Below are 25,752 nucleotides of genomic sequence, written 5' to 3'. Positions count from 1 at the left end.
CGGACAAGAGCGGGGCAGGCAGTGCCGCACCGATGCTGCAGGGATTTTACGTTGGCCGCTCCCTTACCAACCAGTTTAGCAGGTCGGACACGCGTGCTTTGGCGTCCTCTCGCGCCGGGCAGATCGCGTAGTAGCCATAGCCGCTTTCGATGATGCGCCGAAAGGGGGTGACAAGCGTGCCACTTTCCAGATCCTGTCGTGCAAGATGCATGTCGCCCATCGTGACGCCATAACCGCTTGCCGCTGCCGTCATCGCGAAATCCTGGGTGTCGAATATCTGGTTGCGCACCGCCGTCAGGTCATAGGCGCCCTCGGCCTGCAGCCACAGCGTCCAGTCGCTCTGTCGCGCATTGGAGTGCAGCAGCACGCAGTCGGCCAGGCTTTCGATCCGCGCTGGGTTGCCAAGCGAGGTGGCAAACGAGGGCGAGCACATCGGGGTCAGTTTTTCGGGCAAAAGCAATTCGACATGCATGCCCGGCCAATGGCCGTTGCCATAGAGGACCAGCAGGTCGATGTCGCCGGTCCCGAAGGTCGGACGGGCGAACCAGGCAGTGTCGATCGTGATGTTCAGATCCGGATGGCGACCATGAAGGTCCGTCAGTCGAGGCAGAAGCCAGCGCCGGGCGAAGGTCGGCGGCATGCGCACCGTGAGCGACCGCCCCCTGGTCCGTGTTGCCTCGAAGGAGTTGCGCAGCGAGATAAGCAATCCGTTGACGATGGGAACGATCGCCTCTCCTTGCTCCGTCAGCACCACTTTGCGCGTGTGGCGCTGGAACAGGCTGCAGCCGAAGTAATGCTCGAGCTGCTGTATTTGGCGGCTGATGGCGCTCTGGCTGAGATTGAGCTCGGAGGCAGCCAGCGTGAAGCTTCCGGTTTCCGCGACGACGGAAAAGGTCTGCAATGTCTGCAGCGGCGGCAACCGATTCTGTTGGAACGCCAGTTTCAAAACCATTCTCCGCGATGGACCCGTCATTAAACAGGCGTTCTCGCGGAGGTAAATAGCTCGCCTAATTACCCGAGCATGACCCGCAGTTCGGCCGCGGCGCGGCGAACCTGCACGGGTGCGGTGCCGCCGCGATGGTTGCGGCTGGCAACGGAGCCTTCCGTCGTCAGGGCATCCACCACGTCCTCCGAGATAATGGGAGCAAAAGCCTGCATGGCAGCAAGCGGCATCGCGGAAAGTGTAGCGTAACCCTGGTCTCGTGCCGCGCCCACGATCGCGGCCACCGCATGGTGGGCATCCCGGAAGGGCATGCCGGCGCGCACGAGATAATCTGCGAGGTCTGTCGCTGTCGAATAGCCTTTTTCCGCAGCCGCGCGCATGTTGGCGGCCTTGACCTTAATCGTCGGCAGCATCTGCGTCGTGACGGTAACCGCGCCACGCACATTCTCCAACGTATCGGTCAGCGGCGGCTTGGATTCCTGCTGGTCCTTGTTGAAGGCGAGAGGCTGAGATTTCATCAGGGCCACCGACGTCGTCAGGTTGCCGATAACACGCGCGGCCTTGCCACGGACAAGCTCGGCAAGATCAGGATTGCGCTTCTGCGGCATGATCGACGAGCCGGTGCAGAACTGATCGCCGAGCTCTATGAAATCGACCATTGGCGTACACCACAGGATGACCTCCTCGGCAAAGCGCGACAGGTGGCCCATGATGACTGCCCCGGCCGAGCAGATATCGACCACGTAATCGCGATCGGACACCGCGTCGAGCGAATTGCGGAAGGCGCGCGAAAACCCGAGTTGCTGCGCGCTGAAATCAGGATCAATGGGATAGCTTGTTCCCGCGAGCGCCGCGGCGCCCAGCGGTGACACGTTGAGGCGCTCGCGCGCCTGGCCAATGCGCTCGACATCGCGGCTGAACATCTCCGCATAAGCCATCAAGTGATGGCCGAACGTAACCGGTTGCGCGATCTGAAGGTGGGTGAAGCCCGGCATGATCGTAGCCGCATGGGGTTCCGCGAGATCGACGAAGGCGAGGATAAGCGCCTGCAACTCAAGGCCGAGCGCTGCGAGTTCGGCTCGTGCATAAAGGCGAATATCCGTCGCGACCTGGTCATTGCGCGAGCGGGCGGTGTGAAGCTTCTTGCCGGCGTCGCCGACCAGCGCCGTCAGGCGGCTTTCGACGTTCATGTGGACGTCCTCGAGCTCCTTCCTCCACGCAAAAGCACCGGATCCGATTTCCCCAGCGATCGTGTCGAGACCGACCTGGATGGCATCGTGGTCCGTGGGCGTCAGGACGCCTGCGCGCATTAGCATCCGGGCATGAACCTTGGAGGCGGCGACGTCATAGATGGCGATGCGCTTGTCCTGGTCGAGGCATTCGTGAAAGTCGCGAAAGTCGGTCGAGACTGCCTCCTTGAAGAGGGGCGACCATGTTGCGTTCGAAAGTGCGGACATTGTCATCTCACGGTTGGAGCAGGTTGGTGAAAGGGCGGACATCGGCGACGGCATCGATGCCGAGGATCTCATCGCGGAGCGCGGCAATGCGAGTTTCCGGCAGCACTGCGCCGGCAAGGTTGGTGTATTTGGCAATGATGCGTTCATCGCTCAGCGGATTGAGCAGTCCGCCGAGCGGATCTTCCACCTTCGCCGAGAACGCGCTCCCATCAGGGGTACGGATATGCACGGACGGCTCTTCCTCATCGCGCATCGCCTGGTCGACGCGAACCGTCACACGGTCCAGCCATTTGCCGATCGCTGGATCACGCCAGGCTTTCTCCTCGAGCTCGGCCAACGAGACCTTGCCGTAATGCAGCCGCGCCGCGACCGCATAAGGCAGGCTCATCTGCGCCTGCGCTCGCGAGGTTACAGTCTTGTGGCCGCACATGCCGAACTGGAAGCCGCTCATCTCGACGGAGACCGAAGCGACATCCGAACTCGCCAGCCCGTTGTCCCCGAGCATCAAATCGATGGCGTCGATGGCTGAATGCGTGCCGCGGCACGTCGCGTGCGGTTTGATTGAGCAGCGGTTGAGCCGCCAGTGCTGGCCGAAATCGCGACTGAGCTCTTCCGGCGCCGCCCGCACGTCACCGAAGGTTCGGAAAAATCCGCCCCAAACATCGTTGAAAGCCGAAATTGGCCCGCGAAAACCGGACCGAGCGAGCCGGGCCGAAACGTAGCCGCCCTCCGCGGCACGGCCGGCGTGAAGCTTCTTGGCAGGGCCGCCATCATGGATGAAGGCCCAGGTCCCGCCCGAATAGGAGAGCGCGCAGCCTAGCGCCGAGGCTATGCCGTCTCGATCCAGCCCCAACAGTGTCGCCACGGCCGCCGCAGCGCCGAAGGTCCCGCAGGTGCCAGTAGAATGCCAGCCTTTGCCGTTGTGGGTTTCATAGCCGCCGCAGGCCTCCAGGACGCGGCGTCCCACCTCATACCCAAGCAGCACCGATTTGAGGAACAGGCGACCGTCCACCGCCCGTCCGGTCGTCTCGAGTGCTGCGATGACGGCCGGCAGGACGACGGCGCCGGAGTGGTCGCAGCCGCCGGAGTCGTCCAGTTCGAAGGCATGCGCGGACACGCCGTTGATGAAGGCGGCGGAGCGGGCGTCGGTCTTGAGCGGCAGTCCCCAGGCGCTCGCCTCTCCTATGTCGCCCTTCAACCCAAGTGCGTCGACCGCGAGCTTCGTCTCGAGGGATGTCGCGCCCGCGATCGAAACGCCCACCGTGTCCAGGATATGGAGCTTGGCTTTTCGCACCGTGTTTTCAGGAAAGTCCGAAAAGTCCGTGGCAGCGAGTTTGTCGGCAAGTGCAGTCAGAATGGTTTCAGTCATCGACGCCCTGCTCCTTGCGGTAGGCGTCGAAGACCTGGATCGGATGATCATTCGCGACGGTCGAGCCAAGCGCCTTCTGGCGCTCCGCTATCTCGGCTCCAGTCGCCAGCCACACATCGTCGAAGCTGAGGATGTGACGCAGCAGGTCCTCGACAAGCGAGATGCGCCCAGGTGTTCCGCTCCATTCCGGTCGAAGCTGGATAACGTAGCAGAGGCCGAAGCGGCGATATGCGTCGAACTCGGCGACCCAGTTGTGAAGGACGCCTTCGTAGTCGGGTATCCGGCCCTGCCCCTTCGGAAAGGCGGGCGCGAAATTGAACTGGAAATAGGGCCGGTCTTCCAGCTCGATGTGAACCGGAATTGCCACAAGGCCGGACGGATGAGTGTAGGGCACGTCGTCGCCATTGAGGCTGGCCGACCAACTGTAGCCCGCTTCCATCAGAAGTCTGTCGAACCCTGGGGGCCAATTGCCCTGCGGCAGGCGAAACCCGGTTGTGTGCCTCCCCGCCAGCGTTTCCAGTGCGTCCCTCGAGCGCTTGAGGCTGTCGAGCGACCGGGCAGGCGTGAGCGCATCGTAGCGATCGAAGGCAAGACCGCTGCTTGCGATCTCGTGCCCCGCATAGGCGATCCGACGCACCAGGTCGCCATGGCGATCCGCCGTTTGGGCGTCCAGGAACCAGCTTGCCTTGACGCTCGATGTGGCGAATGTCCGGCAAAGCCGTTCGACGCCACGGGTTGCGCCGAATTGCCAGACCGACAGGCTCTTCGATCTGTTGGCAAGATCGGGAGCGGCGGCTATCGCGTCGGCTCCGTCGTCGAACGGCACCGCGATCATCACGGCGCAGTTTTTGCCCTTGGGCCAGATTGTAGGCTGTGGCGTGGTCATGGCGTCGGCTTTCGATTGTCGGCCTCGGACCAGCGTTCGATCCACCAATGGGCGATGTCGCCGAGACGGGCCGTCCAGACGCTGTCGCCTTTGCTGGCGATCACCTTGAACAGGCCTTCGAGAATGGAAAGACGCCCTGGCTTGGCGCATACCTTCGGATGCAGGATCGTCGTCCAGCACAGCCCTTCGCGGTGATAGCCTTCGAACTCCGCGCACCAGTTGCGCTCCACGACGCGATAGTCTGCAATCCGGTCAAGCCCGACGGGGAAATCCGGCGTCTCCGTGTAGGCAAGCGCGGTGTAGTCGTCGATGTCCCAGCGCGCCGGGACTTCAACGAGCCCGGGACCCTCATCGGAAGGATGGAAGTAGGGGCGGTCGTCGCCGCGCATGGAACTCGAGTAGATGACGCCGAAATCCTGGAGAAGCGCCACCGTTTCGTGGCTCCAATCGCCCGATGGTGTTCTGAACCCGATAGGGGTCACGCCGAGCCGGTCGCGAAAAATCCGGCGCGACCGCGCCATCACGTCCAGTTGCTGCTCCGCCGTGAGGTCAATGAACACCTCGTGGCGGTGACCGTGATAGCCAACTTCGTGCCCGCCGGCCACGATGCGCTCGCACCGGTCGGTCCAGTGCTCCACAACCCAGGTTGGGATAAAGAAGGTGGCCCTGAGGTCATAGGCCGCGAGCAGGTCGAGTAATCTCGGCAGCGCGCGCCATGGGCCATAGGCGCCCTGCGTGAAATAGCGCGGGTTGCAAAGCAGCGATCCGTCGAGCATCGCGTCTCCCGTCGGCCCATCGACGTCGAAAGCGAGACCGACTGCGGATTGTCTTCCGGCTGGCCAAAGCGAACCGATGATAAGAGGCGACTGCGGCATGGCGTGGTCATTCTGTTTGGGGATTCATCCGCGCCCGGCAAAGCCGGGCGCGGATTGTGAAAGACAAAAGCTCTCCGCTCCGGCCGGATGACCGGTCAAATCGCGAAGTGAGGAGATTTAGGTGCGCCTCGGTGCTTACTTCACGCCGTTGATGACGGCCTTCGGCACCGCGTTGTGCACCAAGCCCCACTTCTTGAGCATGGCGTCGTAAGAGCCGTCCTTGATCAGTTCGTCTAATGCGCCGGCCACGGCATCGCGAAGGCTGGTATTGTCCTTTTTGAAGCCCATGCCGAAGGTATCGTTGCTGAGCAGGGGTTCGCCGACGAGTTGATAGGTGTCCGGCTCGAGGCGGATCTGGTAGGCAATCGTTTCGATGCCCTGCACCACGGCGTCGTAGCGGCCCTGCTTCATGCCGAGACGGGCGGCGTTGGAATCGGCCGTTCCCTCGAACTTGATCGCAGGCTTACCCTTGGCCACGCAGTTGGCGTCGCTCCAGCCGGTGACGTTTTCGCCGAAGGAGGTCGAACGGCTGCCGGCGACGGTCTTGCCGCAGAAATCCGTCGTTTCCTTGTATTGGGCGGCGTTGGCCTTCATCGTGAAGAGGATTGGGCCACTCGTTATGTAGTCGACGAAGTCCATGCTGGCTTGGCGCTTCACGTTGTCGCTCATGCCGGAGATGATCATATCGCCGCGCCCAGTCTGGAGCCCGCTCTGCAGCTCCTGGAATGCGGAGGTGACGAAAAGCACGTTAAGGTTGAGCTTTTTGCCAATGGCGTTGATCAGGTCTACGTCGAAGCCATCCAGCGTGCCCTGATCGGGATTGACGAATTCCATGGGCGGGTAGATCGGGTTCGTCAGGACGCGCAGTTCACCCTGGTTGACAAGGTTAAGCTTGGTGTCGGCGTGCGCAGCACCGGCCGCGACCAAGGCCATCGCCGAAACGGCAATGCGTATGAATTTCATGGCTTTTTCCTCCTGAAGGTTGTTTTTCAAAGCACCGCAGAGATGAAATTCTTCACTCTGGGATTTCGTGGATTTTCGAGAATCTCGGCGGGTGTCCCGCAGTCGACGATGCGACCGGCGTCCATGAACAGCACACGGTCGGCCACCTCGCGGCAGAAGCCCAGTTCATGCGTGACGACGATCATAGTGGTGCCGGACGCCGCAAGCTCCTTCATCACGCTCAGCACCTCGCCGACCAGCTCCGGATCGAGCGCCGAGGTGGGCTCGTCGAACAGCATCGCTTTCGGCTTCATCGCGAGTGAGCGAGCGATCGCCACACGCTGCTGCTGGCCTCCCGACAATTCGCCCGGGTAAGCATCGGCCTTGAGGGAAAGCCCGACGCGGTTGAGCAGGGTCTTGGCTTCATCGATGCAATCCCTCTTGGGGCGTTTCTGCACTCCCACCGGCCCTTCGACGATGTTTTGCAGCACCGTCTTGTGCGGGAAAAGATGGAAACGCTGGAACACCATGCCCACGGACTGCCGCTGGCGGGCGATCTCGCTTTGGCTCAACGGATGGAGTTTGTTCCCATCACGGCGGTAGCCCACGATTTCGCCCTCGATGGCGACATATCCAGCATCGATCTTTTCAAGCTGGTTGATGCAGCGCAGAAAGGTGCTCTTGCCAGAGCCGGATGGGCCGATGATGCAGACGACCTCGCCCTTGGCAATTGCAAAGTCGATGTCTTGCAGGACATGGAAAGAACCGAAATATTTCTGCAGACCGACAGCCGTGATCAGCGCGTCCATCACGCCGCCTCCTCGGTGAGAGGTTGGCCGGCGGGCTGACCGTGGCCGCCCCAGCCTTTCGAAAAGTAGCGCTCTACGAAGATCTGGCCAATGGACAGTACAGTGACGACGACCATGTACCAGATGGCGGCGACAATCAGCAGTTCGATGACGCGAGAGTTGACGTAGTAGACGTCCTCGACGCTTCTCAGCAACTCGGAATATTGGATGACGCTGGCGAGCGACGTGAGCTTGACCATGCCGATGGTTTCGTTGCCGATAGGCGGAACGATAACGCGCATGGCCTGCGGCAGGACGATCCTCAGCATAGCGCGTACAGGCGTCATACCAATTGAAAGGCCGGCCTCGGTCTGGCCCTTGTCCACGGCCAGAATGCCGGCGCGGACCACCTCGGCGGTATAGGCGCCTTGCTGGATGCCCAGCCCAAGGGACGCGGCGACGAAGGGCGTCATGATGTCGACGGTTCGAAACGAGAACAGTCCCGGAATTCCGATCGTGGGAAAAATCAGCGCGAGGTTGAACCACAGCAGCAGTTGCAGAAGCGCCGGCGTGCCGCGGAAGAGCCAGACGTAGCCTATCGAGACATTCCTCAGCACCGGATTGTCCGACATACGCACAACGGCGGCCACCACGCCTAGCACGATGCCCAGCGCCATGGCGCAGAATGTCATGATAATGGAGTTGACGACGCCCTTGAGCACGCTTGGCGAAAACAGGTTGGTGCCGACATAACTCCAGGCAATGTCGCCGACCCAGAAAGCCCTGACGAGCATCGCAAGCAGAACAATGACAAAGAGACCCAGGATTTTCGTCCCAGTCTTGCGTCGCGGCACGATCACGAAATGGGCCGGTTCAGCGCTCCCAATTTCACGCATGATGAAGGTTCCCCGAGGCTCAATCGCCTCGTTTTTGTTTTGATGCCCAAGCGTAACCATGCGACCACGATCGCCGCAAACGAGATATGAGCATGCGATTTATGATGGATTTGCATAAATCCGTTGCGGCTCGTACGGCCGCGAACGTGCAGCGATTGTTGATCGTCGTTCACCTGATGAATGTAAGAAATCGGTGTCGGACCTACTTTCTCTGGTGGGCGGGACACAGACCGCCCTTTCACAGCATTGAGCGGCATGGCCAAACTCGGAATCGTCCGATCCCGCACCGAAGGTAAACAGCGCTTCTATGCCTGTACGTCGGAGCAGGCGAAGATAGTGGTTGGCTTTCTAAGCGACATCGCCGAAAGCGAAAGACTTCCTCTGCGAAAAAGATCGGGAAAGGCGCCATCTTGTTGTCCCGGCTAATCGGTGGGCGCCAAGCCGCGCCGCCAAGTGTGCGAGTCTACCTCCTGCCAAGTCTCTGAAGAGCCGCATCGGTCGGCTGCTGGCCAGACGCCGCATTTACGTGCCGATGTCAGCCCACGCGTGTTCATTCTCGGCTGTTGGCATGGGTTCTCCGAGCAAAGTACATGGTTGTGGACATCGCCACCGACGAAGAGAGTCATAGGTCGTGGGCGTTCCAACACGCCTGATGATCTAATCGGAAAGAACTTCGCGTTTCGAGCAATCTGGGCCCGTACGCTCGGCTTCTCCTTTGCACAAAGGATAACCGCTACCGGCAAGCAGTTCGCGTGAACGCTGAATATTGCGCCGCCCGCCTTCGACGTGAGCACCACGCGCAAGCGTGGCAAGACGCTCCTCTTCGGACGCGTTGGTCGCGCGCGTCCGACAGGTCTCAAGCAGAAATCTGATCATTGTCTCATCTGCTTTGGTGCCCGAAAAAGTTTTCGCGAGGTTGCGAGCTTGCTTGTCCCATTCGCATTCGGGGATGTCGCCCGCTGCGATATGACTTTCAGAGCGTTTTTTATGACGTCGAAATCAAAGGCTGAGATCAGGGGACGCTTTTGTCTCATATGCTTCTCTCCGCGTGTCCGACGAAGCTGCCGAAGAGTGGATTGGAAGCACCAACTACAAACCCTAGCCCGTCACCAACTTGGCGCATTAACCTGCGTTAATGACCACTCCGTAACTTCTGCCCGTGACCAGGAGCAGCGCGTTCGAAACTTAGCTAACATTTGGAGCTGCCCTGAGAGTAGGCGACCGACGCCGGGTTGGGGGGCGGGGTACACGCCGGTCGCCATCAAGGATAGGGACCATGAATTCAGCAAACTGCGTTGCGATTGGTCCTTGAAGAAATAGAGGCGATTCGCACAGAAATTGCAATTGGCCCTAAGCGCTCCTGTTGGCCTCAGGTCCCTTTCGGGCTGTGCCGTTGCCTTTTAATGGATCGCTTTGCTGGCGATGCTGGGTCGCCACGCCGGCCTGTGCAACCGCAGGAACATTCCCCGCGCTGTGGAGTTCGACATCTGTCGATTGCCCAATCAAAGCACTGGAACGGAGAGAGCTCGTCTCGGCTGACGCCGGGCGGGTTTTCCAGCATGGCCAGGACGGTCATTCCGGTCCAGCGATCATAGCGATCACAATTGCCACCCGTCGATGTACTTCTGCACGTCGAGCGAAATGGCTTGCGCGGTGATCGGCGCCGCCCACGAAACGAGGGCAACGCTGACCGAGAACGAGATCAGCAAAGCGAAGGCGGTCGCGAACAAAATGTGGTCCCTCATGGAAGCACCTGTTAACCGACGCCAATCCGGTTCGTTCATTCACGATCCGTTAGCCTGTATGTCGTGGTCTCTCCTTCCTTAACGAGCCGTTGGGAACTTTATGCGTCATCGTTTGCTAAGCGCGTCAATGGCGGGCAGGCTCTGCCATCGGCCGCCGTTTATGCGGGTGCAGCCGACGATAAAAGTACGTGCTCTTGCCCGTTAGGGCGGCAATCCACGCTTCGCAACCATGTCTTGAAGACCCCGACTCCTGAGGATTTTGGGCTTTTATGGCCATCGATGCATCACGTCGAAATGGCCCTCAAAGCCCGGCTGGGAGATCGCGTATCAGCCGATCGAGCATGTCTATTTTCCCGAGACGGGCATCGCGTCGGTTGTCGCCGCCATGACCGGAGGGCGGCAAAGCGAAGTCGGCATCATCGGCCCACATGATCGAGCATGAACTGCTGATGGCGGTAGCGGCGCCGCTCCTTGTCGCCGCCTGCCCCGGCGCAGCCCTGATATGGGCATTGCCGGCCGCACTTCGCCGAGGGACGGGAAGGCTCACGCACGGCAGGATTCTCCAGGCGATCTGGACCGTGGCCATCCGCCCCCTCAACGCAACCGTCATCCACGGTATCGCGATCTGGATCTGGCACGTGCCCGTCTCGGCACAGCCCTGCTGTTCTGGTGGGGGATTCTGCCGCGTTCCGGCCGCCAGCAGGCCTATGGCAGCGCGGTCATGCATCTCTTCTTCACGTCACTGCACACGGGTCCGACCTTGTGGTCCGACCGGCGCGATCGTGGTCGCCACGAATCGGACATGGCGACCGGCGGCTTGGAAGCGCGCGCCATTCCGATCATGATCGCGAACGGCTGCTCCGGATGCCATACGATCCCCGGCGTGCCGGGGGCACAAGGCCAGGTTGGTCCGCGCCTCGATTCCAGCCTTGCCGACCGGGTCTTTATCGCCGGCATGCTGGCGAACAATCCGGAGAACCTGATCCGCTGGATACGAGCGGCCAGGGAGATCAATCCGCACACGGCAATGCCATCGACGGGGATCACAGAGCAGCAGGCGCGTGATATCGCCGCCTACCTCTACGCCCTGAAATGATCAGCCCTCGCCGCCGCGCCGCGACCACAGGCCGCGGCCGGGGTCGTAGCCGACCACTGCCGCCAGGAAAAACACGACGAGGCAGGCGAGAACGACAAGGGCGGAAACGGGATCGAAGCGCAGATAGAGCGTGAAGCGTATCAGTTCGACCGCCGAACTGAACGGGTTCCATGCGGCGATCGTAGCCAGCACCGGCCCCGCCTCGGCGAGCCGCCATATAGGATAAAGCGCCGTCGAGGCGAAGAACGTCGGGAAGATGACGAAGTTCATCACGCCGGCGAAGTTCTCCATCTGCGTCGAAACGGACGATACCAGCAACCCGAACGCGCCCAGCATCAGGCCTGACAGGACCAGCGCCGGAAACACGGCGAGGTAGCCTAGAAACGGCGGGCGCACGTCCCAATAACGCGCGATCAGCAAGAACAGATAGACCAGCGGCAGACCGACGATGACGCTCGCCAGCAGCCGCGCGGCAAGCAGATACCAGCGTGGAAGCGGCGCCGTCAGCAACAGGCGCATGCTGCCCATCTCACGGTCGTAGACCATCGCCAGCGAGCTTGCCATGGCATGGAAGAGCAGCATCATGGCCGCCAGCCCGGGGACGACATAGACCTCGTAGAGCACGTAGGTCTGATAGGGCGGCGTGATTGACAGGCCAAGCACCGAGCGGAAGCCGGCGGCGAAGATGGCGAGCCAGACCAAAGGCCGTATGATCGCCGAGAGCAGCCGGCCGCGCTGCCGAAGCGTTCGCAACATCTCCCGCCGCAAGATGCCGTCGAGCGCGCGCAATGCGTGGTGGACTTTCATGGCGAGCCCGTCAGTACGGCGAATGCCCCCGCGATGGTTTCGACATTAAGCTCGGGCGCGATGCGATCCGCGCCGCCGGCCCAGCATACCCTGCCCTGATCCAGCACCACGACATCATCGTCGGCCGCCACCTCTTCGAGGAAATGCGTTGCCCACAGAACGGCAATGCGACGCTCTCGGCAAAGCTTTCTCATATGCTGTTCAAGCGCGCGCCGTCCTGGCACGTCGAGCCCGGTGGTAGGCTCGTCGAGCAGCAGCAGGCGCGGACCATGCATCAGCGCCCGTGCGATCTCCACGCGCCGGCGCTGGCCGCCGGACAGCGCGCGGGCGGGATCGTCGATCCTGTCCAGCACCTCCAGGCGGCTGAGTTCCTCCCTGGAGCGCTCCTTGCTCAGCTCCGTGGGAAGCCCATGCAGGGCCGCATGGTATCGCAGGTTCTCGCCGGCCGTCAGATCGAGGTCGAGAGTCGGCAATTGAAAGACGACGCCCATTTGCGCGAGCGCGGCGGAAGGATTGGCATTCATGGCTTGGCCGAAGACCTGCACTGATCCTACGCGCGCGTGGTAGAGACCGGTGATCAGCGAGAACAAGGTCGTCTTGCCGGCGCCGTTGCGTCCAAGCAGGATACACATCTTGCCTTCAGCCACCGCGAACGAGACGCCCTGGAGAACCCGCCGGCTTCCGAAACTGTGACCTAGATCCTCGACTGACAGGGCGTTCATGGGCCAATCACGACGCCCCACGGACCGCGCCCCACCGGCAGTGATCTCACCACCTCCTGATCGTGAAGGTTGATGAAGGAGATGTCGCCCGAGTTGCCGTTGGCGCTGATCAGACGCTTCTGGTCGTCCGATAGCGCTACATGCCACGGACGCTGGCCGACGAGATAGAGGCGCCGCACCGCCAGCGTCTTGGTGTCGACCTCTGCAACCCTGTTGGCCGGGCCGAGCGCCACATAGGCGGTCGTGCCGTCGCGCGACATCTCAATGCCAACCGCTTGCACCCCCTCGCGCCGGATACCCGGCACCTCGAATTCGATCTTGCCAGTTTCAGCGCGTGTAGCGGTATCGAAGACGGCGACGGTGCCCCGGATTTCGGACGACACCCACAATTGCTTGTCGTCCGGCGAAAACGCCGCCGCGCGCGGCCGCGTGTCGACCAGCAGATTGTCGATGAGCTCGAGTGTGCCGGCATCGATGAGATGAACCATGCTCGTCGTCTCCGAAGTGCAGGCGACCGTGCGGCCATCGGCGCTGACTGCCATGCCTTCTGGTTCCACGCCGACGTCGATGGTGCCTGTGACCTTACCTGCCGCGATATCGACGACCGAAACCAGATTGTCATTTTCATTGGCCACGAAGAGCCGCTTGCCGTCCGGATGGACAACGAAGAATTCCGGATCGGCGCCCGAAGGCAACCGACCAACCACCTGCCGTTTGGCGAGATCGATCACATCGATGCGGTTGTCGTCGCCTTCGGCAACGAATAGCGTCTTCTTGTCGATCGAAAGCGCCATCCCGCGCGGACGCCGCCCGACATCGATGGTTGTCTGCAGGGTCATGGCCGCCCCGTCGACGACCGCGACGGTGTTGTCCTGTTCATTGGAGACGTAGATCGTCTCAGCCGAGGCGGGAGGAACGAGAATCAACATTGCAAGGATAAGATCAATCAGAACTTGCATGTGCTCTCCTCCAGATCGATCCCCAGAGTATCGAGTGGCGTTCGCTGGTGCAGGAAACCCGGCTGTGGCGAGTTGGAGACGAGCAGCCGAGGGCCCGCGATCAGGACAGGCTGGCGCATCTGGCCGTTCCACGGACGGAAACTCAGCCCCTGTCCTTTGAATCCGGCGAGCAGGAAATCGTTGCTGCGGAGATACTTTCCGATCGCAATCGGATCGAGGCTGTGCAGGCGCGTTGCCGCCTCGCCGATGCTTCGCACGGCGAGCCAGGCGGCGTAGTCGCTGGGCAGCATCCAGCGCCCAGCCTGCTTGTGGAAGCGATCCTGGAGTTGCGTGGCACCCCACTCTTCGTTGACCGCGCTCCAGCCGGTCGCGACGAGACCCTGCGTCCCGGCGACCGGCCGCGGAAATGCGGTTCGGCCTTCGAGATAGGCGCCAAACTCGTCCGCCTCGTCGGCAACGACGAGCACATCATAGTCGCTGACCTGCGTGGCAGCGGGAATCTCGGTCTGCAGCGTGACATGTCCTGTGTCGGCGCGCCCGTTGGCCGGCCTGAACGTCCAGGGCTGGTCGATGGTGATCTCTGCTCCGAAACGCGTCGCCGCGCGTCGAAAGGCGACCGCCATCGCCCGGTCCTCGGGATGCGCCCCGACCAGCAGGAACCAGTGCTGCCAGCGCTTCCAGACGAGATATTGCGCCAGCCCGTCAGCGAGCATCGCGCGGCTCGGAATGGTGTGTAGCACGTTCTTGCGGCAATCCTCCTGGCGGAGCCGCTCGTCAGGAGCGCGACTGTTGAACAGCGTCATCCTCTCGGCGCCTGGAGCGTCGCTCGCCTGCAGCAAACGGGCGGCATCGAGATCGGCGATGAGGAAGCTGATGCCGGCGGCCGCGAATTCCTTGACCGCTTCGGCTGGCATCTCGCCGGGCTTGAGGGTGATTTCCTGCAACCGGAATTGCTGACCGAGAAAGCGGCCGGTGCTGGCATTGTCGGCGATGCCGAGCCGGGCACCTTGCAGGCCGTCGTCGGTGACGACCTCGTCCAGTGGCCCGAGCGGTAGAGGCGGTTTGCGCTGTTCGCCGAGATAGCCGATCACCATCGTCTGGGGCTCGCCAAGCCCGGGCGCGACCAAAGCGAGCAGCACGAGAAACGTCAGCGCCAGCCTCATTCGGCCCAAGGCGGGCAAGCCAAGTGGGACGTCAAAAATCGGCATGTGCGCTCCAGGATGGAAGCGACCCTAATATTTTGGACAAAGGAATGTTCCTGGATTCCAACAAAGTGAGCCCGCCCCATTTCCGCATTTGGGGCGGGCTCCATGCCTTGGACCGGTAGAGGGAGGACCGACCCCGACCCCAACTGCTGGAAATCCGATCGTTCCTTGGCCGCGCTCTTTCCCAAGTCGCAGCCGGCCCCCTGAGCGGCACGCCTGCTCTCACCGCTTCTCGCTTGCGGCTACCGGCGGGCCAGCGCCCAGCTGGTCTAGCTTTGCAAGCGTTTCAACTCCATCAGGAACGATCATGAAGCGTGGCGATGCTCCTTCTCGGCACCGGTCGGTCGACGGTGCTTTTGACCGGTCACTACGACACGGTGGCAACGCGCGATTACGGCGCGCTTGACATCTGGCCACCCGGCCTGAAGCTTTGACACGCGCATTGCGCGATTCTTTGGCGGGGACCGATGCGCCAGCCGCCCGACTAGCTCGGGCCTTTGGCATGCATCACTATGAACGCACGAGGCGTGACCGCATTCATATTTGACGATCGGATTACCGGTTGCGGCTCGACATTTCACGCCTGTTCGAGGAAAGTTAAGGCTGGTTCATTTGGAAAACCGGGCTGGTGATGAAGGAACAACTGAAGCTGCATCACGTTGTATCCTCCAAGACAGGTAATGGCATCGATAGCGTGACCGGCCCGTTCGGCTGGCGCAAGAGGAGAACGCGATGAAGAAGATCTGGAAGAAACCGATCATGTGTCAGGTCGCCGCCGGTTTAGAGATTTCGCGATACCTGCCCGCAGAAAATCCGCCCAAGAAGTAGGCTGCAATTGCATGTGCCCTTCAACGGCGGCATGCAATGCCTTGTCCGTAGGAAAATTGAACGCGGTTGCTTTTGAGAAGGTCCTGCTAGTTCCATAGGGCTTCGGAGCGATGGTATGCTCGTGAAGATCATCGGATCGGCGGCGGGAGGCGGCTTTCCGCAGTGGAATTGCAATTATCGTTTGAGCCGCGCGGCTCGCAGCGGGATGCCCGGCGTTCGTCCACGAACCCAATCATCCATTGCCGTGTCGGGTGACGGGGCAGGCTGGGTTCTCTTCAATGCGTCGCCCGACATTCGCCAGCAGATTGCGCAAACGCCTGAACTGCAGCCGCCAGCCGATGCGCCGCCGCGCTCGACGCCTATCCGCGCCGTGGTGCTGACCAACGCCGACGTGGACCATGTCGCCGGCCTGCTCAGCCTGCGTGAACGACAGCCGTTCGCAATCTATGGAACAGCACAGGTGCTGGAGACGCTGGAGGCGAATTCGATTTTCAACGTTCTCGATCCGTCGATCGTATCTCGGCGCCTGCTGGGGCCGACGGGCGAACTGGCGATCCGCGACGCGTATGGCCGCGAAACTGGCGTTGTGGTCGACAGCTTTCCCGTACCTGGGAAGATCGCGCTCTACCTCGAGCAAAAGGCCGATCCCAGCGCCGATTTCAGTTCCGACAGGGGTGACACAATCGGAGTCCGCATCACTGCGATTGGCAGGTGCGGCGCCATCTTCTACATTCCGGGCTGCGCGCGCATCGATGCCGCCCTGCGCACTCGTGTTGCTGATGCCGCCTGCCTGCTGTTCGACGGCACCGTCTACACGGACGACGAGATGATTATTGCCCGCGTCGGCCAGAAAACCGGCGCGCGCATGGGGCACATCGCAATCTCTGGAGAGGAGGGCTCGATTGCCGGCTTAGCCGATGTAAAAATCGGCCGTCGTATCTTCGTCCATATCAACAACACCAATCCTATTCTCGACGAGAATTCCGCCGAACACGCGGCGGTCAGAGTGGCTGGTTGGGAAGTCGCCAGCGATGGGATGGAGATGGAATTTTGAGCGATTTCCACGAGGCTGCGAAAGATGGCCTGTCCAGGAGCGAGTTCGAAGCCGTGCTGCGGCAGGTCGGTGAAGAACGTTATCACAACCGACATCCTTTCCATCACAGTATGACCAGTGGCGCTCTGTCGAAAGCCGAAATGCAGGCCTGGGCGCTCAACCGTTATTGCTACCAGGCCGTCATTCCGCGCAAGGACGCCATGATCCTGGCGCGTGCCGAAGATCCGGCGTTTCGCGCCGCGTGGCGCAAACGCATCGAGGATCACGACGGCGACCACGGCTGGAGCGGCGGCATCGCGCGCTGGCTGCATCTGGCCACCGCACTGGGGCTCGACGCCGAAGCGGTCAGGAGCGAGCGTCTGGCGCTGCCGGCGACCCGTTTCGCGGTGGGCGCCTACCTTTCCTTCTGCACCAACCGTACGCTGCTCGAGGCGGTCGCATCGTCACTCACGGAGATGTTCTCACCCCGCATCATCGGCGAACGAGTGCCGGCGATGCTGGCCAGATACGACTACATTACGCAAGACACGCTGGCCTATTTCAGCTGGCGGCCCGAACAGGCATCACGCGACGCGGACTTCGCGCTCGCCTACGTGCTAGAACATGCCGACACGGCCGAACGTCAGCAGCAGGCGATCGATGCGCTGGTGTTCAAATGCGACATATTGTGGGCGATGCTCGACGCACTTCAACATGCCTATGGCGCGCCTGGAAACATACCGCCCGGCGCCTTCCGCCCGAAGGCGGCCTCATGACGGGACTGCGCGAAAGAGCCATCGTGTCGTTGCGATCGGCGCCGTCACTGCCGAAGCATGTTCGCATCCAGTACGACCCTGTGCGGCGGGCCTTCGCCGTGCTTTCGCCGGAGAAAGTCTTCTGGCCGGACGAGGTCAGCCTCGACATCTTGCGCCGCTGCGACGGGAGATCCACGGTCGGCCACATCATCGCCGACCTTGCGGCCGACTATGACGCCGGTCAGGATGCGGTAGCGGCCGACGTCATCGCCTTCCTGCAGGAATGGTCGGACAAGCTTCTGGTGAAACTATGAGCGAGCCTCTCCTGCCTCCGATCGGCATGTTGGCGGAACTGACGCATCGCTGTCCGCTGCAATGCCCTTACTGCTCCAATCCGCTCGAATTGCTGAAGGCCAATCGGGAGCTCGACACGCGGACCTGGCTCGATCTGTTCTCGCAGGCCGCCGATCTGGGCGTTCTCCAGGTGCACCTGTCCGGCGGCGAGCCGACGCTTCGCCGCGACCTTGAGCAACTGATCGCCGCGCTTTCGTCGCGCGGTATCTACACCAACCTCATCACCGCTGGTGTTGGCATTGCCGAAGGCCGTATTGAAGCCTTTGCCGAAGCCGGTCTCGACCACCTGCAACTGAGCTTTCAGGGTGCCCGTCAGCCGACCACCGACCGTGTCGCCAACCACAGCGGCAGCCACGAAAAGAAGCTGAAGACGGCACACCGCGCCCGCGCGGCCGGGCTGCCACTCACCATCAACGCACCGATCCATCGTCACAACATCGAGGAGGTACCCGAATTCATCGAACTGGCTCTTTCCTTGGGCGCCGACCGGCTCGAGATCGCCAACGTGCAGTATGCCGGCTGGGCGCTGGCCAATCGCGATATGCTGATGCCCGAATGTGGCGCGATAGACCGGCAGGCGGACATCGTCGCAGCCGCGCGCGAAAGGCTCGCCGGCATTATGAACATCGATTTTGTCACGCCGGATTATTTCGCCACATATCCCAAGCCATGCATGGGCGGTTGGGCACGCGACGCGCTAGTGGTTACCCCGGACGGTACTGTATTGCCGTGTCACGCCGCGCAGACGATTCCTTCGCTTCGCTTCGAACGTTTTGGAGCGAAACCGCTGGCCGACATCTGGTCCGCTTCACCCGCATTCAATGCCTTTCGCGGCACCGAATGGATGCAGGAGCCATGCCGAAGCTGCGAGCGGCGTGAGATCGATTGGGGCGGCTGCAGATGTCAGGCGTTGGCGATTGTCGGCGATGCCGCTGCGACAGATCCGGTCTGCATCAAGTCGGAGGCACACGCGCGCATGGCTGCGCTGGTCGAAGAAACCCGGCGCAACGTCGCCAATGCCGTGGGGGACGAAGCTTTCATCTATCGCCGGATAGGAATCGTGAATGACATTGCGTGACATAGGTCCGCGGAACGATCTCAGGAACTCGATGTGAACCAACGCCGGTCCTTCATAGGGTCACGCAGGGCGACGCCAGGATCACCGTCATCCGGGGGTGGATGGTCGCCATCCGATGGTTCGGCTCGTTCGGGCGAACGCAGCGCTCTCAGATGTCTCTGCGCTTCAAGCCACGCGGACAGCTTGGCCGGCTCGAGCCTTCTCTCTCCTAGGTGCAGGCCCCGCACCTCGCTGCCCCCTGGAGCACGCGTTTCTCGCGCAGAAACGATGGCCACGCGGCGGGTTTGCTTGATGCGGTGCCATGGCGAACCCTACTCGTCTATTCGAATGACGCCAGTCCACACAGCCACATAGCGATCGCCTTCGCCCGCAGGATAGGCAGATAATCAGTAGCGCCCTCTCCTCCTCTCTCGGCTAACCGTCGCGGCTTGAGTGCGGCTGCGGGTGAGTCCTGTCTCTCATTGCAGTCGTGCCGATCTCTTCCCCGTCGCGCATTGGCGTCGCAAGGCAGGTCGGAGCTTTATGTCGGTCGCTGAGGTTGGCTCGTAAAGACGCGCCAGTACCTCATCAGGATCCCGGTCAGGTTAAAGGTTGCGTAGTAAGACGCCCGCCTCTTGAACAGCCAATCTCAGCTTAGCGGTGGGCGGGACGCCGCGCCGGACGGCGGCGTTCGCGGTAACGGCGCGCGCTGGCGGTTCAAGCGCTGTTTCGGGCCGTAAGAAAAACTGATCCTGCAAACCGGACTTTAGAGATGATTAAATTAGCAATATTGCGCATTGCGGTGTAATTTTGTGTTGCAGTGCAGCATGCCGCCGTGACTCACACTTCCAGGTTCCCCGCACGACGGCGTAGTCGGCAGAGCCATCGAGGCCAGGGGGTGCGTGTCGCGGAGAGGCTCGCCGGGCGCCCGGTTACAATGCCTGTATAGCCAATTGTTTGCGGAGACAACAGAGGCCCATGATCAAAGACAATGCCACGGTGGGCGTCGTGGTGCCGATGTTCAATGCGGAACGAACGATTCGCGCGACCCTGAACAGCATCTGCGGGCAACAATACCAGGCGCTGGACATTGTCGTCGTCGACGACGGGTCGACGGACCTTTCTGCCTCGATTGTGGCCTCCTATGCTGAACAGGATAGCCGTATCCGCCTGATAACGCAGTCGAACGGCGGCGTTGCGAATGCGCGCAATCGTGGAGTTGCTTCCACCGATGCGGAGTTCCTGGCGTTTGTGGACGCCGACGATCTTTGGGCCCCATCCAAAATCGCGCTTCAGATGTGCACCCTACAGCAAGGCGGCTCTTCGGCAGGCCTGGCATATTGCTGGTTCGCCGATATAGACGGCGACGGCCGGGTATTCTCATTGCATAACCGGCCCGATGCCGAGGGTCGCGTGCTCCAACGCATGTGCAGGACGAATTTTGTTGGCAACGGAAGTTCAATGCTGGTCCGACGCGCCGCGTTCGAGCGAGCGGGAGGCTTCGACCCTTCCTTGAGGGCCAGGAACGCACAAGGCTGCGAGGACCTGCTGATGTGCCTCAGAATAGCCGAAAGGTACGAGTTTCGCGTCGTCCCTCAGTACCTCGTGGGTTACCGGATGACGAACGCCAACATGTCGAGCGATGTCATGCAGATGCTTCGTTCTTGTGAAATTGTCCTTGCCGAGTTTCGCCAGAAGTACCCGCAGTTCGGGGACGATCTCGACGATCATCTGATCGACATGCTGCATTGGCTCGCCGTAAGAGCCTTGATCTCCGGGCGGCTTTCGGCAGCGTATGGCCTGATGAAGAAACTCTTCCTTATGGAGCCAGGGACGGCGATTTCTCGCCTGCCAAGAATGATGGACATTTATTGCCGTGCCAGACTGGTCCCTCGGTGGGTCAAAATCCGAGTGAAAGGGATGCGAAACAAGAACGCCGAGTTCCAACCCCACTACGCAGAGAGCATCTGGTGAGAATGGTCGTGCGATTGCGGCGGCTCTTTCGCCTGGCGGCGGCGCCAGCCTGGGCTGGGCCGACCGTGGTGGGGCTTGGACTGGTCGCAGCGGTTCTGGAAGGTACGGGTCTCGTTCTGTTCATTCCGCTGCTGCAGAGCCTGGGAGCCTCGCCGCCACAGCCCGGCAGATGGCAGCCCGTCTTTGACAGGCTCCTGTCGCCCATCCCGCATCATTACCTAACCGCCTTCCTGGTCGGAGCGCTTTGCGTCAGCATCGTCCTAAAAAATGCGGTCCATCTCGCCAACACCTGGGTAACCAGATACATCGACGGCCTCGTCGCGCACCGGTTGCGATCCAGGGTTTTCGATCAGACGATAAGTTCGTGCATCGACTACCGTGTCGAGAACAGGCGAACGGACATCATCACGACAATTGCCAACAATACCTGGAAGGTCAGCCAAGGGCTGAGCCTGGCCTACCGGTTGATGATCTGCCTTTGTACATTCGTCGTCTTCGTTTTCTTGATGCTGTTGATCTCGGTCCGATTGACCTTTTTTTCGATGATTTTCCTGCTTTTCGGAGCAATGGCCATTCGCCTGGCCACGCGGCGCGCTGACGAGACCGGCAAGGCCGTCGTCGAGGAAAACAAGCAGTTCGGCCTCAGGATGTGGGAAAGCATCAATTCATTGCAATTGATCCGTGCCTTCGCACAGGAATCGTACGAGCATGACCGGTTCGTTCATACATCGGACAGGGTAAGGCGTCGTCTGTTGAGGCTCGACATGCTTTGGGCGACCCCCGGGCCTGTCTCGGAGATCTCGATCACGATCCTGATCGGTGCACTGGTTCTCATTGCCGAATCCGCAAGCATAGGAATCGCGGCTCTCGCCGCTTTCCTGTCGCTGCTTTATCGTCTCCAGGGGCCCACACGGGAATTGCTGCAGTCGAAGATTGCGCTGGACGGGCTTGCGGGCGCGATTGACGATGTGGACGAGTTCCTGCGCACAACGCAAACGCCGTTTCTCAGCCAAGGCTATCTGCCGGCGCCTGCACTCAAGACGGCCGTCGAATTTCGCGATGTCTGCTTTCGGTATGCGCCCGATCAGCCTTTGGCGCTGCAGGATGTGTCTTTCAGGATCCCCGCCGGCAAGACCACGGCAATCGTTGGCGAGTCGGGTGCCGGCAAGTCGACCGTCATGGCCCTGCTCTTTCGCTTCATGGACCCGACGTCGGGGGAAGTCCTTGCCGACGGTATCCCGCTCTTAGGTTTCGAGTTGCGCAGTTGGCGCAAGCGGCTGTCGCTGATGTCCCAGGAGGTGTACCTGTTCAACGACACCATCGCGGCCAACATCGCTTACGGCGATTTCGACGCCGGTGAGCACGAACTGCGCCAAGCGGCCCGCATTGCGAAGGCTGACGATTTCATCCGCTCGCTTCCGGAGGGCTACGAGACGCAGATCGGCGACCAGGGAATGCGCGTGTCAGGGGGCCAGAGGCAGCGGATCGCGCTGGCGCGGACCATACTGCGCAATCCCGACATTCTCCTTTTGGACGAAGCCACGAATGCGCTCGACGGCGAGACGGAACAGGCGTTCCAGATCGCCCTCGAGCAATACTCGCACGATCGCACCGTGGTTGTCATTGCGCATCGCCTGTCCACCGTCCAGGCCGCTGACCAGATCATCGTGATGTCCAAGGGACGGGTGGTCGAGATTGGTTCGCCGGATCAACTTCTGAAGCGAGCGGGCCATTTTTCAAAACTTCACGAGTTTCAAAACGGTCGTGTTGCCATGGGTGCGAACTAAGGCGATGGGCTACAAGATTGCCGACATCGAACTGTCAAGTCCGCTGGCCCCGATTGAGCTTGCGCCAGAGCACGACGGCATTGGTCTCATTGCCCGCTGGCAGGGCCGGCTTGTCGGCTTTGAGATGATCGCGCTCGCCTCCGCAGCGATCCTGTCGGCGGAGCGACTGAAATCCATTGCCGATGAACGTTTCGCCGATCGCATCCTGGTTGAGAAGATGGATCAGGAATTGCTGCGCCGAAGACCGGTTGGGCAATTGCCCCTGCCGAGCCTCTCCATCGCGATATGTACGAAAGACCGCGCCGAACGTCTTTCGAGGTTGCTGGCTTCGCTCGAAAGCATCCGACACAGAACCGCTTTTCCGAGCGTCGAAGTCGTCGTGGTGGACAATGCGTCGGTGGATTCGTCCACGCGCGAAGCAGTCGGGGGCTTCAAGGACGTTCTCTATGTATTGGAACCGAGGCCCGGGCTTGATTTTGCACGAAATGCCGCTCTTCACTCGGCCACCGGTGGCCTGATTGCCTATCTTGACGATGACGTGGTCGTCGACCGCAACTGGCTTGACGGGCTTGCCAAAGCCTGCCGGGCCAATCCCGGTGCCGGTGGCTTTACGGGTTTGGTGCTGCCGCTTCGCCTGGACACCGAGGCCCAGATCTTTTTCGAACGAAGGGGCGGATTTGGCCGCGGCTTCAGGCGCAACGAATTCCACAACACCCGATTCGACAATGCGCTGCACCCGGTAGGGTCTGGTATTCTCGGCGCCGGCTGCAACATGGCTTTCGACCGCACGCTGCTCGTATCGCTGGGCGGTTTCGACGAAGCGCTCGATACCGGAGCACCGCTGCCTGGCGGTGGCGATCTCGACATTTTCTATCGCGTGCTGCGTTCAGGCCGGCCCATGATTTATGAACCCGAGTATGCCGTTTACCACGAGCATCGCGAGACTATCGACCAATTGAGACGGCAATATTGGACATGGGGACTTGGTATGATGGCCTTTCTGGTCAAAAGCCATCGGACCGACGAAGACCTCAAGGCAAGGCACCGTGCCATGGTTTGCTGGTGGTTTTTTGATCGGCTGAAAGCGCTGGCACGGGCGGCGCGCAAGCTTCAAGGTCGTGATTTTCGTTTCGGCATTGCAGAGTTGTGGGGCGGAATCTACGGCCTGGCAGGCGAATATGATCGCTCACGTATCCGCGTGCAGAGAATCCGGGAGCAGAACCGGTGAATGGCGACGCCTTCCGTGTCAGGCAAATCGATCTCGGTTCCGTCTGTGCGGACGCCGATGCGGGAGATACCCCTTCCCTATCGGTCTTCTGGTGGAAGGACTTGCCGCTGGGAATGCGAGCGTCGTTGCCCGACGAATTGCCCTACAGCGAGGCACGTCTGCGGCAGTTCGCGGCGGAATTTTCGGCAGCACAATTGGCCGCCCGCAGCACCCCGCTGGGCGCCCCCTTGCGGGCTACCTATGAAGGATCGCCAAAATCCGCGCTGTCTTTGACCGCGGCGATCGGTGCGGAGGACCTTGTCGACCGCCTCGATGACCTCGCGGCTGCGTCTTCCGCGTCGGCCCAGCACATCTCAGTCGTAATTTGCACGCGCGATCGCGGCCCCGCCCTGGCGGAGTGCCTTCAAAGCATTGCAAGGCAACGCAGCGCCCCTGGCGAGGTCATCGTCGTCGATAACTCCCGCGACGCCAACGCTCGTCCGGTATGTGTCCGATTCCCTGACGTCCGTTACGTTCATGAGCCGCGCCCCGGACTGAGTGTGGCCCGAACCGCCGGCATCCGAGAAAGCCATCAAGACATCATCGCGTTCACGGACGACGACGTCGAGGTTCATGCTGGCTGGACTGCCGAAATCGCACGCGCCTTTGAAGAAAGGGACGTCGAGGCCCTGACCGGCCTGGTGCTGCCAGCGCGGCTCGATACGATCGCCCAACGCAGTTTCCAGTTCGACATGGGCGGTTTTGGGACCACCTTCGTGCCGCTTCTCTTCGACCGCCGCTTCTTCGAAGAGACTCGGCCAAGCGGAGCGCATGTCTGGAAGATCGGCGCCGGGGCCAACATGGCCTTCCGGCGATCAGCCTTCGATCGGGTTGGCTCGTTCGACGAGCGCCTCGGCGCCGGTGCTGCCGGATGTTCCGAAGATTCGGAGCTATGGTACCGGCTGCTGGCCACAGGAGGGACTTGCCTGTATGAACCTCGCGCCGTTGTCTTCCATCATCATCGCCGCGACTGGCCGGGCTTCAGACGGCAAATACGAGCCTACATGAAGGGCCACGTCGCAGCTCTTGTCACGCAATATGACAATTTTGGCGATCGCGGAAACATCGACCGCATCTGGAAGCAGCTGCCCGCATATTTCTTGAGAACATTCGTCAAGGCGCTTTTCGAAGGCCCCCCCGGCAGGACCAGTATCCTCGCGGCGGAAGTCGAAGGCTGGCTGGCGGGTCTTCAATTCCTCGTCCGTTTCGGCTGGCGAAAACGGCGAACATCAAATTGGCTGAGGAACAAAACCGATGATCAGCAAGGCCCCGCTCGGACATTTTCTGTCCCGGAATCCGTTTCCAAACGCTCTGACGGACGGGCTTTTCTACCGTGAGAAGATGCGCGCAATTCATCGCGTCGCGCCCACGGCGATCGACGGGCCAGGCCGGATACTGGAAATTGGAGGCGGGCGCAGCGGGATGGCAAGTATCCTCTATCCGAATGCTGAAGTCGTTAACCTCGATCTAGATCCCGAGTTGGGCAACCACCAGCCAGATTGGGCGAGGTCGACCTTCGTCTGCGGCGATGCCTGTGACCTCCCCTTCGCGAATGACAGTTTCGACGTGGCGACGCTCTTCGACGTGCTTGAACACATCGAAGATGACCGTAGTGCCGCACAAGAGGCCGTGAGGGTCGTGCGCCCAGGCGGGTATGTTCTTGTCTCGACGCCACATGCGGAGTGGCATTACCCTTATTTCCGCTTCATGAAGCCCTATTGCCCGCATGAAAGCGAACTGATGCAGGAATGGGGTCACGTTCGGCGCGGCTACCGGGATCCCGAACTCGCAGCGCTCTTCGACAGTGCGCCGGAGCGCCGCGCCACATTTATCAACCCGGTGACGGCACTCTTTCACGACATCGCATTTTCTCGTCTCGGACGCCGTCGCCGCAAGGTACTTTACGCTCTTGCGGCGCCGATAACGGCTGTGGGGTATGCACTGCACCAACGCTCGACACGCGGCACGGAGACGGCTTTTTCCTGGCGCAAATGAATTTTTGGGGCA

24 protein-coding genes are annotated in these 25,752 nt (G+C 61.2%); 11 read left to right on the top strand and 13 right to left on the bottom strand.

Translation table 11 applies throughout. From position 1 onward, the window contains the following. Positions 1-46: 46 nt before the first annotated feature. The 9 genes from LB557_RS04975 to LB557_RS04935 all read right to left on the bottom strand — a co-directional run bounded on the left by LB557_RS04975 (position 47) and on the right by LB557_RS04935 (position 9,901). A complete protein-coding gene (locus tag LB557_RS04975; RefSeq protein ID WP_224644106.1) occupies positions 47-952 on the bottom strand; it encodes a LysR substrate-binding domain-containing protein in 906 nt (301 codons plus the stop codon). Between the two features lie 59 nt (positions 953-1,011). Next, entirely contained in the window at positions 1,012-2,400 is a 1,389-nt protein-coding gene (argH, locus tag LB557_RS04970) for an argininosuccinate lyase (RefSeq protein WP_224592542.1), read from the bottom strand. A 7-nt stretch (positions 2,401-2,407) separates the two neighbouring features. Beyond that, positions 2,408-3,769, bottom strand: coding sequence for an MmgE/PrpD family protein (locus LB557_RS04965; RefSeq protein WP_224644107.1), 1,362 nt, complete (start codon positions 3,767-3,769; stop codon positions 2,408-2,410). Beyond that, positions 3,762-4,655: a polysaccharide deacetylase family protein gene (locus LB557_RS04960; protein ID WP_224588284.1), complete on the bottom strand. Its 894-nt coding sequence runs from the start codon at positions 4,653-4,655 to the stop codon at positions 3,762-3,764. Before LB557_RS04960 ends, LB557_RS04965 begins: the two co-directional genes overlap by 8 nt. Next, complete coding sequence (locus tag LB557_RS04955; protein WP_224588282.1) at positions 4,652-5,431, bottom strand: polysaccharide deacetylase family protein; 780 nt, start codon at positions 5,429-5,431, stop codon at positions 4,652-4,654. Before LB557_RS04955 ends, LB557_RS04960 begins: the two co-directional genes overlap by 4 nt. 234 nt (positions 5,432-5,665) lie before the next feature. Further along, positions 5,666-6,463 (bottom strand): ABC transporter substrate-binding protein, encoded by a 798-nt coding sequence (locus LB557_RS04950; protein WP_224588117.1) that lies wholly within the window; start codon positions 6,461-6,463, stop codon positions 5,666-5,668. Positions 6,464-6,519: 56 nt separating this feature from the next. Beyond that, on the bottom strand, positions 6,520-7,281 hold the full coding sequence (locus LB557_RS04945; RefSeq protein ID WP_015316549.1) for an amino acid ABC transporter ATP-binding protein: 762 nt from the start codon (positions 7,279-7,281) through the stop codon (positions 6,520-6,522). Further along, the gene (locus LB557_RS04940) at positions 7,281-8,156 is read right to left on the bottom strand and encodes an amino acid ABC transporter permease (RefSeq protein ID WP_224644108.1); all 876 of its coding nucleotides are present in this window, start codon (positions 8,154-8,156) and stop codon (positions 7,281-7,283) included. The genes LB557_RS04945 and LB557_RS04940 overlap by 1 nt, the downstream gene beginning before the upstream one ends. Positions 8,157-9,754: 1,598 nt before the next feature. Further along, complete coding sequence (locus LB557_RS04935; RefSeq protein ID WP_015316546.1) at positions 9,755-9,901, bottom strand: hypothetical protein; 147 nt, start codon at positions 9,899-9,901, stop codon at positions 9,755-9,757. A gap of 428 nt (positions 9,902-10,329) precedes the next feature. Between LB557_RS04935 and LB557_RS04930 the strand changes: the two genes are divergently transcribed. After that, positions 10,330-10,746 (top strand): cytochrome c oxidase assembly protein, encoded by a 417-nt coding sequence (locus tag LB557_RS04930; RefSeq protein WP_224713018.1) that lies wholly within the window; start codon positions 10,330-10,332, stop codon positions 10,744-10,746. Further along, the gene (locus LB557_RS04925) at positions 10,704-10,997 is read left to right on the top strand and encodes a c-type cytochrome (RefSeq protein ID WP_318013330.1); all 294 of its coding nucleotides are present in this window, start codon (positions 10,704-10,706) and stop codon (positions 10,995-10,997) included. The genes LB557_RS04930 and LB557_RS04925 overlap by 43 nt, the downstream gene beginning before the upstream one ends. Here the strand turns inward: LB557_RS04925 and LB557_RS04920 are convergent, their stop codons facing one another. From LB557_RS04920 to LB557_RS04905, 4 genes are read right to left on the bottom strand one after another with little or no spacing between them, the layout of a single operon-like run. Continuing rightward, positions 10,998-11,804, bottom strand: a complete 807-nt coding sequence (locus LB557_RS04920) for an ABC transporter permease (RefSeq protein ID WP_015316545.1) — start codon at positions 11,802-11,804, stop codon at positions 10,998-11,000. Next, positions 11,801-12,526, bottom strand: coding sequence for an ATP-binding cassette domain-containing protein (locus tag LB557_RS04915; RefSeq protein WP_224642382.1), 726 nt, complete (start codon positions 12,524-12,526; stop codon positions 11,801-11,803). Before LB557_RS04915 ends, LB557_RS04920 begins: the two co-directional genes overlap by 4 nt. After that, positions 12,523-13,485, bottom strand: a complete 963-nt coding sequence (locus LB557_RS04910) for a PQQ-dependent catabolism-associated beta-propeller protein (protein WP_140787288.1) — start codon at positions 13,483-13,485, stop codon at positions 12,523-12,525. The genes LB557_RS04915 and LB557_RS04910 overlap by 4 nt, the downstream gene beginning before the upstream one ends. Continuing rightward, complete coding sequence (locus LB557_RS04905; protein ID WP_224642380.1) at positions 13,473-14,693, bottom strand: ABC transporter substrate-binding protein; 1,221 nt, start codon at positions 14,691-14,693, stop codon at positions 13,473-13,475. Before LB557_RS04905 ends, LB557_RS04910 begins: the two co-directional genes overlap by 13 nt. Before the next feature lie 940 nt (positions 14,694-15,633). Between LB557_RS04905 and pqqB the strand changes: the two genes are divergently transcribed. From pqqB to LB557_RS04860, 9 genes are all read left to right on the top strand, one after another. Next, the gene (gene pqqB, locus LB557_RS04900) at positions 15,634-16,572 is read left to right on the top strand and encodes a pyrroloquinoline quinone biosynthesis protein PqqB (RefSeq protein ID WP_224642378.1); all 939 of its coding nucleotides are present in this window, start codon (positions 15,634-15,636) and stop codon (positions 16,570-16,572) included. Further along, complete coding sequence (gene pqqC, locus LB557_RS04895) at positions 16,569-17,327, top strand: pyrroloquinoline-quinone synthase PqqC (RefSeq protein WP_224642376.1); 759 nt, start codon at positions 16,569-16,571, stop codon at positions 17,325-17,327. The genes pqqB and pqqC overlap by 4 nt, the downstream gene beginning before the upstream one ends. Beyond that, positions 17,324-17,620, top strand: coding sequence for a pyrroloquinoline quinone biosynthesis peptide chaperone PqqD (pqqD, locus tag LB557_RS04890; protein ID WP_224642374.1), 297 nt, complete (start codon positions 17,324-17,326; stop codon positions 17,618-17,620). Before pqqC ends, pqqD begins: the two co-directional genes overlap by 4 nt. Continuing rightward, a complete protein-coding gene (gene pqqE, locus LB557_RS04885; RefSeq protein ID WP_224642394.1) occupies positions 17,617-18,738 on the top strand; it encodes a pyrroloquinoline quinone biosynthesis protein PqqE in 1,122 nt (373 codons plus the stop codon). Before pqqD ends, pqqE begins: the two co-directional genes overlap by 4 nt. A 957-nt stretch (positions 18,739-19,695) precedes the next feature. After that, entirely contained in the window at positions 19,696-20,691 is a 996-nt protein-coding gene (locus LB557_RS04880) for a glycosyltransferase family 2 protein (RefSeq protein WP_140620300.1), read from the top strand. A 2-nt stretch (positions 20,692-20,693) separates the two neighbouring features. After that, positions 20,694-22,478 carry an ABC transporter ATP-binding protein gene (locus LB557_RS04875; RefSeq protein WP_224642392.1) on the top strand — a complete coding sequence of 595 codons (1,785 nt, stop codon included), beginning with the start codon at positions 20,694-20,696 and terminating at the stop codon, positions 22,476-22,478. Positions 22,479-22,482: 4 nt separating this feature from the next. After that, positions 22,483-23,706, top strand: coding sequence for a glycosyltransferase family 2 protein (locus tag LB557_RS04870; RefSeq protein WP_224642373.1), 1,224 nt, complete (start codon positions 22,483-22,485; stop codon positions 23,704-23,706). Further along, a complete protein-coding gene (locus LB557_RS04865; RefSeq protein WP_224713017.1) occupies positions 23,703-25,082 on the top strand; it encodes a glycosyltransferase family 2 protein in 1,380 nt (459 codons plus the stop codon). The genes LB557_RS04870 and LB557_RS04865 overlap by 4 nt, the downstream gene beginning before the upstream one ends. Then, entirely contained in the window at positions 25,000-25,740 is a 741-nt protein-coding gene (locus LB557_RS04860) for a class I SAM-dependent methyltransferase (RefSeq protein ID WP_224642371.1), read from the top strand. The genes LB557_RS04865 and LB557_RS04860 overlap by 83 nt, the downstream gene beginning before the upstream one ends. Positions 25,741-25,752 lie beyond the last annotated feature (12 nt).

The sequence above is a fragment of the Mesorhizobium sp. BR115XR7A genome (assembly GCF_020165315.1).
GTDB lineage: Bacteria > Pseudomonadota > Alphaproteobacteria > Rhizobiales > Rhizobiaceae > Mesorhizobium > Mesorhizobium australicum.
Note: the sequence above shows the minus strand (reverse complement) of the source record. Positions and strands in the feature narration are given on the sequence as shown.

Bases quoted from the DNA above. Each gene is read 5' to 3' on its own strand.
- LB557_RS04975 (WP_224644106.1), bottom strand. From the start codon at position 952: ATGGTTTTGAAACTGGCGTTCCAACAGAATCGGTTGCCGCCGCTGCAG.
- argH (WP_224592542.1), bottom strand. From the start codon at position 2,400: ATGTCCGCACTTTCGAACGCAACATGGTCGCCCCTCTTCAAGGAGGCA.
- LB557_RS04965 (WP_224644107.1), bottom strand. From the start codon at position 3,769: ATGACTGAAACCATTCTGACTGCACTTGCCGACAAACTCGCTGCCACG.
- LB557_RS04960 (WP_224588284.1), bottom strand. From the start codon at position 4,655: ATGACCACGCCACAGCCTACAATCTGGCCCAAGGGCAAAAACTGCGCC.
- LB557_RS04955 (WP_224588282.1), bottom strand. From the start codon at position 5,431: ATGCTCGACGGATCGCTGCTTTGCAACCCGCGCTATTTCACGCAGGGC.
- LB557_RS04950 (WP_224588117.1), bottom strand. From the start codon at position 6,463: ATGGCCTTGGTCGCGGCCGGTGCTGCGCACGCCGACACCAAGCTTAAC.
- LB557_RS04945 (WP_015316549.1), bottom strand. From the start codon at position 7,281: ATGGACGCGCTGATCACGGCTGTCGGTCTGCAGAAATATTTCGGTTCT.
- LB557_RS04940 (WP_224644108.1), bottom strand. From the start codon at position 8,156: ATGCGTGAAATTGGGAGCGCTGAACCGGCCCATTTCGTGATCGTGCCG.
- LB557_RS04935 (WP_015316546.1), bottom strand. From the start codon at position 9,901: ATGAGGGACCACATTTTGTTCGCGACCGCCTTCGCTTTGCTGATCTCG.
- LB557_RS04930 (WP_224713018.1), top strand. From the start codon at position 10,330: ATGATCGAGCATGAACTGCTGATGGCGGTAGCGGCGCCGCTCCTTGTC.
- LB557_RS04925 (WP_318013330.1), top strand. From the start codon at position 10,704: ATGGCGACCGGCGGCTTGGAAGCGCGCGCCATTCCGATCATGATCGCG.
- LB557_RS04920 (WP_015316545.1), bottom strand. From the start codon at position 11,804: ATGAAAGTCCACCACGCATTGCGCGCGCTCGACGGCATCTTGCGGCGG.
- LB557_RS04915 (WP_224642382.1), bottom strand. From the start codon at position 12,526: ATGAACGCCCTGTCAGTCGAGGATCTAGGTCACAGTTTCGGAAGCCGG.
- LB557_RS04910 (WP_140787288.1), bottom strand. From the start codon at position 13,485: ATGCAAGTTCTGATTGATCTTATCCTTGCAATGTTGATTCTCGTTCCT.
- LB557_RS04905 (WP_224642380.1), bottom strand. From the start codon at position 14,693: ATGCCGATTTTTGACGTCCCACTTGGCTTGCCCGCCTTGGGCCGAATG.
- pqqB (WP_224642378.1), top strand. From the start codon at position 15,634: ATGCTCGTGAAGATCATCGGATCGGCGGCGGGAGGCGGCTTTCCGCAG.
- pqqD (WP_224642374.1), top strand. From the start codon at position 17,324: ATGACGGGACTGCGCGAAAGAGCCATCGTGTCGTTGCGATCGGCGCCG.
- pqqE (WP_224642394.1), top strand. From the start codon at position 17,617: ATGAGCGAGCCTCTCCTGCCTCCGATCGGCATGTTGGCGGAACTGACG.
- LB557_RS04880 (WP_140620300.1), top strand. From the start codon at position 19,696: ATGATCAAAGACAATGCCACGGTGGGCGTCGTGGTGCCGATGTTCAAT.
- LB557_RS04875 (WP_224642392.1), top strand. From the start codon at position 20,694: ATGGTCGTGCGATTGCGGCGGCTCTTTCGCCTGGCGGCGGCGCCAGCC.
- LB557_RS04870 (WP_224642373.1), top strand. From the start codon at position 22,483: ATGGGCTACAAGATTGCCGACATCGAACTGTCAAGTCCGCTGGCCCCG.
- LB557_RS04860 (WP_224642371.1), top strand. From the start codon at position 25,000: ATGATCAGCAAGGCCCCGCTCGGACATTTTCTGTCCCGGAATCCGTTT.